This window comes from Synechococcus sp. R55.7 (genome assembly GCF_047461955.1).
GTDB lineage: Bacteria > Cyanobacteriota > Cyanobacteriia > Thermostichales > Thermostichaceae > Thermostichus.
The window spans coordinates 3,368-6,549 of the sequence record NZ_JANSIC010000085.1 but is presented as its reverse complement, the minus strand read 5'-3'; the positions used below and the strand labels follow the sequence as shown (position 1 = coordinate 6,549).

At 59.4% G+C, this 3,182-nt stretch carries 1 protein-coding gene; it reads right to left on the bottom strand.

Annotated features, from left to right (window positions below):
- Positions 1–3,170, bottom strand: a 3,170-nt coding sequence (gene mfd, locus NW820_RS06235; RefSeq protein WP_414406994.1) for a transcription-repair coupling factor, incomplete at its 3' end; no start/stop codon positions are given.
- Positions 3,171–3,182: the final 12 nt, after the last annotated feature.

The window sequence follows — 3,182 nt, the reverse complement described above, 5'->3', positions numbered from 1 at the left end:
GGCTTGGGCAGGGGGCCAAAGCGGTCTTGCCATTCCTGGGCAATTTGCAACAGCTCGACCCGAGAGCCGGCAGCAGCCAGGTGTCGATAAGCCTGCATCTTTTGATCTTCGTCGGGGATATAGCTTTGCGGGATCATGGCGGTTACATTGAGGTCAATTTGTGTGTCCTCCACCTGTGGGATCTCCTGGCCGCGAATTTCTCGAATGGCTTCTTGCAGCATTTCCAGGTAAAGATCGAAGCCCACCGCATTGACTTGCCCGGATTGTTCCGTTCCCAGCAGGTTGCCAATGCCACGAATTTCCATATCCCGCATTGCCAACTGATAGCCGGATCCCAGTTGGGTAAATTCCTGAATGGCCTGTAGGCGTTTGCGGGCCTCCTCGGTGAGGATCCCGTCTTCTCGGTAAAACAGCCAAGCATGGGCTTGGATCCCAGCCCGGCCCACCCGCCCCCGCAGCTGGTATAGCTGAGCCAATCCAAACTCCTGAGCATTTTCAATCAAAATGGTGTTGACGCGGGGAATATCCAAACCGGATTCGATAATCGTCGTGCAGACCAGGATATCGATTTCCCCATTGTTAAAAGCCAGCATCGTTGCCTCTAGCTCCCCTTCCGGCATCTGCCCGTGGGCAATGGCAATGCGAGCACCGGGCACCCACTCCCGCAATTTGGCACTGGTTTCTTCGATGCCTTCAATGCGGTTGACGACATAGAAGACTTGACCGCCGCGATCCAACTCTTGGCGGATAGCCGTGCGGATGACTTCGGGGTTGTAGGGAGAAAGGTGAGTTTTGATAGGCCGGCGGGAAGGAGGCGGAGTTTGGATCAAGCTCATTTCCCGCAAACCCGACAAGGCCATATACAGAGTGCGGGGAATAGGGGTGGCGGTGAGGGTGAGTACATCCACCTGGGTTTTGAGAAGTTTGATTTTCTCTTTTTGGTTGACGCCAAAGCGCTGCTCTTCGTCAATAACCAAAAGGCCTAAATCCCGAAATTGCACATCCTTGCCCAAAAGCTGGTGGGTGCCCACCACAACATCCAGTTCGCCACTCTTGAGACGGGATAGGATTTCTTTTTTCTCCTCCGAGGTGCGGAAGCGGTTGAGCAAGCCCACTTGAATAGGATAGGGAGCAAAGCGCTCTTTGAGGGTGTGGTAGTGCTGCTGGGTAAGAATGGTGGTTGGCGCCAGGAGAGCTACTTGCTTGCCGGCGGTTACGGCTTTGAAAATGGCACGGATTGCCACCTCTGTTTTGCCAAAGCCCACGTCCCCACACAGCAGCCGATCCATAGGGCGTGGAGATTCCATATCCCGCTTGATCTCCTGGACAGCTCGGAGTTGATCCGGCGTCAGGGGATAGGGGAAAGAATCTTCCAGCTCCTGTTGCCAAGGAGAATCGGGCGGGAAGGCATAGCCCTCCTGTTCGGCGCGTTTGGCATAGAGCTGCAGCAGGTCAAAGGCCACTTTTCGCAGGCTCTTTTTCACCTTCTGTTTGGTCTTTTCCCAGGTGCTGCCGGACATCTTGTGCAGGGCAGGTGGTCCATCCCCGCTGGCGCGGTAGCGGGAAAGGGAGTTGACCTGGTCGGCAGCCACCCGCAACAGGCCATCGCTGTATTGAATAACCAGGTACTCGCGGGTTTCGCCCCCAATGGTGAGGCTTTCTAAGCGCAGAAACTGGCCAATGCCATGGGCCTTGTGAACGACAAAATCCCCTGGCTTGAGCAGGTTGGGATCCACCTGGCGAGAGCTGGCCTGGCGGCGCTTGCGCACATAGGTGGGGGTGGCCAGGCTGTGTTGGCCGAAAAACTCGCGGTCGGTGAGCACCACCCACCCCAAGGTGGGCAGGAGAACCCCCTCCAGCTCGGCCAGGCCGGAATACTTGAGGGCCACTGGGGTGTAGGACTGCAGCTGGCGCTCGATGGCCGGGAAGTCTTTGGGATTGGGCACGTACTGGGCGGGGCAGTCGTGTTCCTGCAGCAGAGCTACGGTGCGGGAGGGCTGGGCAGAGAGGATCCACACCTGCAACTGCTGCTTGCGGTACTCGCGCAGGGTTTTGGCCAGGGATCCAAACTGGTGGGGAGCAGTAGGCACAGGCCGGCTTTTTAGGTCAAGGGCAGCTTCGGCTTCGCCAGCAGGGGCAAAGGTGCGGGCCAACAGGCAGGGGAAGGGATCCCAGTCGGGAGCCTTGAGATCAAAGGGGCGGTGAAAGGGCTGCAGAGCCGGCTCCGCAACCTGGGCCTGTTTCCACTGTTCTTGGGCGTGGTAGAGCCACTGCTGGCTGTGGGCCTGGCACTGCTCTGGCTCGTCGATCAGGATGAGGGTGGTGGGATCCAGATAGCTCAGCAGGTTGGCTGGCGGATCGTAGAGCAGGCCGAGAAAACGGCGCAAGCCCTCCGGGGGGGTGGGCGACTGCTCCAACTGCTGCCGTAGGCCCTGGGAGAGCTGATCGGCTTTTTCCTGCAGAGCCGGCCAGAGGATGGGCCCATAGCCGGTGGGAGTAAGCCAAACGTAGGGGATCCCATCTTGGGAGCGCTGGCTGACTGGGTCAAACTCCCGCAGCCTCTCCAGCTCGTTGCCGAACCACTCCAGCCGCACCGGCCACTCGCAGGCCACTGGGAAAACGTCGAGAATGTCGCCCCTTTGGCTCCACTGCCCCTCGCTTTCCACCAGACTCACCCGCTGGTAGCCCAGACGGGTCAACTGCTGCCCCAGTTGCTGGGGAAACATCTCCAAGCCGGGTTCCAGCTGGAGACAAAAGGCCCGCAACACCTCTGGGGGAGGGAGGTGGGGTTGGAGGGCCCGCTCTGTCGCCACAATGGCCATGCCCTTCTTCCCCTGGAGGCAATCGGCCAGCACCTGAAACTGGCCCCACACCAGCTCCGGTTCCAGGTCAAAAGGTTCGTAGGGGGAAGCCTCTGAAGTGGGGTAGAGCTGCACACTCTCCCAGCCCATGCCCTCCAGTTGCGCCGTCCAGCGGCCTGCCTCCTCCAAGGTGGCAGTGACCACCAGCAGGGATCTTCCCTCCTGCTGGGCCAAAGCCGAGGCGATCAACCCCTTGGCAATCCGCCCTGCCCCCTGCAGATTTGCCCGTCGCTGCGATCTCAAGCAGGCGGCCAGCTCTTGAATCAAGCCGGACTGGCCTAGAAAGCGCACCAGCGGAATAAACGACATCTTCCACCCCAC